This is a genomic window from Pseudorhodobacter sp. E13, assembly GCF_003991405.1.
GTDB lineage: Bacteria > Pseudomonadota > Alphaproteobacteria > Rhodobacterales > Rhodobacteraceae > Pseudorhodobacter.
In genome coordinates this window covers 1-3,191 of record NZ_RPEN01000109.1, presented here as the reverse complement: position 1 = coordinate 3,191, position 3,191 = coordinate 1, and the positions used below count along the sequence as shown (strand labels likewise).

Genomic DNA, 3,191 nt, shown 5'->3' with positions numbered 1-3,191 from the left:
GGGATGAGAAGAGAGGAAGCCCCCATGAACTGTCTCACCGATGCCACTCGGGAAAACCCCAATGACGGCAGGAAGTTTTCAGAAAGAGACAGCTTGACTGTCCAGATAACACTGTGAGGGCATCTTCATGGCCGAGACCATCTTCGGCCAGACCCTCACGCTCTCGACCGGGCGCATCATCCCGACCCGCTGGGTAGGCGAACAGCATGTGAAGGAAGACCTTGGCTTCATCCCGAGCTTCGCCGACTGGGTGAAGGCCATCCGGCCCGAGCCTTGGATGGGCCGGGCCGACCGGATCGAGGCATTGGTCGATCCGCATCTCGCCTCGCCCGTGGTCGAGGTCACCTGACATGACCGATCCGGCCTATCAGCGCCTCGGCCTTCCCGCGACTGCGTCGCCCTATGCCGTCCTGCGCGCTGCCGTCCGGGCGCTGCATCCCGAAACGCGCGCCGTTCGCGGCTTCCAGGCTGCGCGCAAGCGCTTCTACCGGCAGATGCTTTGTGCGCATGCAGAGCGACAGGCTGCGGGCGACCGTTCCACAGGCTGATCGCCCCGAACCACCCTTCATCCCAATCCAGTGCCCGGCCTCTTGGCCGGGTCTTCCCTGTTCAGGAGGTCCCTATGGCGGATTACTTCACCCATTTCTCATGCCTGCTCGACGTCGGCAGCACCGACAAAGCTGCCCGCGCGCTCGCCCTGTTCCAGGAACTCCGCGCAGCGGATCAGGACGCCGACGACCCGGAGGTCGCGGGCTTCGACCTCGTGCGCCAGGATGCGCCGGAAGGCAGCGGCCTCTGGATTCATGACGACGACCACGGCGATGTCGAGGCCGTCATCCGCTTCGTCCTGCGCCTGGCGGAAGAGCTCGACCTCATCGGCCTCTGGGGCTTCCAGTACGCCCTGACCTGCTCCCGGCCTCGCCTCGACGCCTTCGGCGGCGGCGCGCATGTCATCGATCTCGGTGCCCGCAAATCCATCGTTTGGACCAGCACTCAAGAGTGGCTGGCCGCCGCCCTGAACGGGGAGGACGTCGATGCCTGAGGTGATCTGCACCACGGTCTACCAGTTCCCCGAACTCTCGGAGGCCGCCAAGGAAAAGGCGCGCAGCTGGTATCGCGAACTCGGCCCGCACGACGATTGGTGGGACGCGGTCTACGAGGATTTCGAGCGGGTCTGCGAAATCCTCGGCATCCGCCTGAAAACCACGCCCGTGCGCCTCATGGGCGGCGGGACGCGGGCCAAGCCCTGTATCTGGTTCTCCGGGTTCTGGAGCCAGGGCGATGGGGCCTGCTTCGAGGGCTGCTGGTCCCACGCCAAGCGTGCGGCCGTGCGCATTCGCGACTACGCGCCCACGGACGCGCCGCTGCATGGCATCGCCGACCGGCTGCAGGCCATCCAGCGCCGGAACTTCTACCAGCTTGCAGCCGAAGTCAGTCATCGCGGACGCTACTACCATGAATACACCATGGCCGTTGACGTCACGCGCGACAGTCCGACCTGGCAGCCGCCCACCGAGGACGCCGAGGAGATCGTGACCGAGGCGCTCCGCGATCTGGCCCGCTGGCTCTACCGCCAGCTTGAGGCTGAATACGACCACCTCACCTCGGATGAGGCCATCGAGGAGGGGATCATCGTCAACGAGTACACCTTCACCGAAGGGGGGCGACGGTTTGGATGAGCACGATACGTTCGAGGACCTTTCCCGACCGAACACTTGCACTGTACGTCAATATGACGTACCTTATAGATGGAAAAACAGGAGGCGACTATGCTTGGTTTCCGCGACACCACACGCGCGATCGATGAGCGTAACGAGGCCCGGATGAATTTCCGGACGAAGCCACGCATCAAGACTGCGATCCAGCAGGCTGCGGCGCTGTCCGGCGTCGACGATTCCGTCTTCACGATGAATGCCGCCTACCAGGCAGCGCTGGCAACGATTGCGGCACATGAACGGACGGTGCTGCAGCCGGTCGATCATGACGCGTTTTTCTCGGCACTCGATACTCCAGCAGCGCCGACAGACGCCTTGCGCTCGGCCTTCCGTCGGCATGGCAAAACGGTTGTGTCGCAGTAGATGGCCGCGTCACAACCGGCCACCTACATCATTGAGCCGTTCGATCCAGAGAAACATGATCGGGCGGCTTTTTCTTGCGGTGTCGAGCAAGTCGACAACTATTTCCAGAAGACTGCGAACAAGCTCGCCAGGGCGGACAATGTCCGCCTCTTTGTGATGGTCGATCCTGCCGGCACGGTCATCGGCTTTTATGCCCTGAATGCGCATGCGGTTCAGTTCACGGATCTGCCTACGAAGTTTGCGCGGACCCGGCCTTCACATGGCAACATTCCCGCCGCTTATATCTCAATGATCGGGCGGGATATGAAGTTCCGCGGGGGTGGGTTTGGCAGCGACCTCTTGGTCGACGCCCTACGGCGCATTGCCGTAGCGGCCGACGCAATTGGCGTCGCTGTCGTCATGCTCGATGTTCTCGACTGCGGCGATCCCGAACGCGTCGCGCGCCGCAAGGCACTATATGAAAGCTATGGCTTCCACTCGCTTGTTTCGAACCCGTTGAGGCTGTTCTTGCCCCTGAGCACTGTCCGGATCCTGATCTTTGAGGAAGCCGAAACCAAAGATGGAATTTGAGGTTTTGATGCCGATCTTTTGGCACTAACAGACCGGATCCACTAAAGAACATTTCACAAATCTCCGTCAATCCACCTCGAAATTCGCGCGAATGATGCGGATGCAGAGCTTCAATAAGGCAGCTTGTCTGTCTCCATATCTTGTCAGATCACAACAAATTACCTTGGATCCGCGCGCGGCGCACCCAGCTGCAAAAAACCAGGAGTCTGAAAAGAACTCAACCCACTATACCTATGGTTGATGTTGCGCTATCACTTTCAAGATCGTCCAATTGTCAGTTGGTTTCGTGTGTCTCAAGTGGTTGCAACGGTTCATCATCTTCGACGTGACGAAAGTGACGCAACAGCGCTTCGCATTTTGAATGGTTTCGCGATCGACCTTATGGCGATTCCGAGTGTTGAGGATCTGTTCTGGTATGTGGCCCAAAAGGTGGTCTGAACCGCCCCTTGTTTGCCGGAGACCTTCAACCTGACTAAGGATGAGGGCTATGGAAAAGAGTAAGACATCAAATCGTTATTCACCAGAGATGCGGGCGCGTGCCGT

At 60.2% G+C, this 3,191-nt stretch carries 6 protein-coding genes and 1 pseudogene; all 7 read left to right on the top strand.

Going from position 1 to position 3,191, the window contains the following annotated elements; all coding sequences use genetic code 11:
* Positions 1 to 109 precede the first annotated feature (109 nt).
* Positions 110 to 349 (top strand): annotated as a pseudogene (locus EGN72_RS00405) (hypothetical protein); the annotation flags it as partial.
* 1 nt (position 350) lies between these two features.
* Entirely contained in the window at positions 351 to 548 is a 198-nt protein-coding gene (locus EGN72_RS00400) for a hypothetical protein (protein ID WP_127044699.1), read from the top strand.
* Positions 549 to 622: 74 nt separating this feature from the next.
* Complete coding sequence (locus EGN72_RS00395; protein WP_127044698.1) at positions 623 to 1,042, top strand: hypothetical protein; 420 nt, start codon at positions 623 to 625, stop codon at positions 1,040 to 1,042.
* A complete protein-coding gene (locus EGN72_RS00390; RefSeq protein WP_127044697.1) occupies positions 1,035 to 1,679 on the top strand; it encodes an antitoxin of toxin-antitoxin stability system in 645 nt (214 codons plus the stop codon). The genes EGN72_RS00395 and EGN72_RS00390 overlap by 8 nt, the downstream gene beginning before the upstream one ends.
* A gap of 90 nt (positions 1,680 to 1,769) precedes the next feature.
* Positions 1,770 to 2,078 (top strand): DUF1778 domain-containing protein, encoded by a 309-nt coding sequence (locus EGN72_RS00385; protein ID WP_127044696.1) that lies wholly within the window; start codon positions 1,770 to 1,772, stop codon positions 2,076 to 2,078.
* Positions 2,079 to 2,648 carry a GNAT family N-acetyltransferase gene (locus EGN72_RS00380; RefSeq protein ID WP_127044695.1) on the top strand — a complete coding sequence of 190 codons (570 nt, stop codon included), beginning with the start codon at positions 2,079 to 2,081 and terminating at the stop codon, positions 2,646 to 2,648. It begins immediately after the preceding gene.
* Between the two features lie 240 nt (positions 2,649 to 2,888).
* The gene (locus tag EGN72_RS19085) at positions 2,889 to 3,086 is read left to right on the top strand and encodes a hypothetical protein (protein WP_158623099.1); all 198 of its coding nucleotides are present in this window, start codon (positions 2,889 to 2,891) and stop codon (positions 3,084 to 3,086) included.
* The last annotated feature ends 105 nt before the right edge of the window (positions 3,087 to 3,191 follow it).

What these genes read in the sequence shown, in the direction of transcription:
- EGN72_RS19085 (WP_158623099.1), top strand. Translation starts at nt 2,889, where the DNA reads ATGTTGCGCTATCACTTTCAAGATCGTCCAATTGTCAGTTGGTTTCGT.
- EGN72_RS00400 (WP_127044699.1), top strand. Translation starts at nt 351, where the DNA reads ATGACCGATCCGGCCTATCAGCGCCTCGGCCTTCCCGCGACTGCGTCG.
- EGN72_RS00380 (WP_127044695.1), top strand. Translation starts at nt 2,079, where the DNA reads ATGGCCGCGTCACAACCGGCCACCTACATCATTGAGCCGTTCGATCCA.
- EGN72_RS00390 (WP_127044697.1), top strand. Translation starts at nt 1,035, where the DNA reads ATGCCTGAGGTGATCTGCACCACGGTCTACCAGTTCCCCGAACTCTCG.
- EGN72_RS00395 (WP_127044698.1), top strand. Translation starts at nt 623, where the DNA reads ATGGCGGATTACTTCACCCATTTCTCATGCCTGCTCGACGTCGGCAGC.
- EGN72_RS00385 (WP_127044696.1), top strand. Translation starts at nt 1,770, where the DNA reads ATGCTTGGTTTCCGCGACACCACACGCGCGATCGATGAGCGTAACGAG.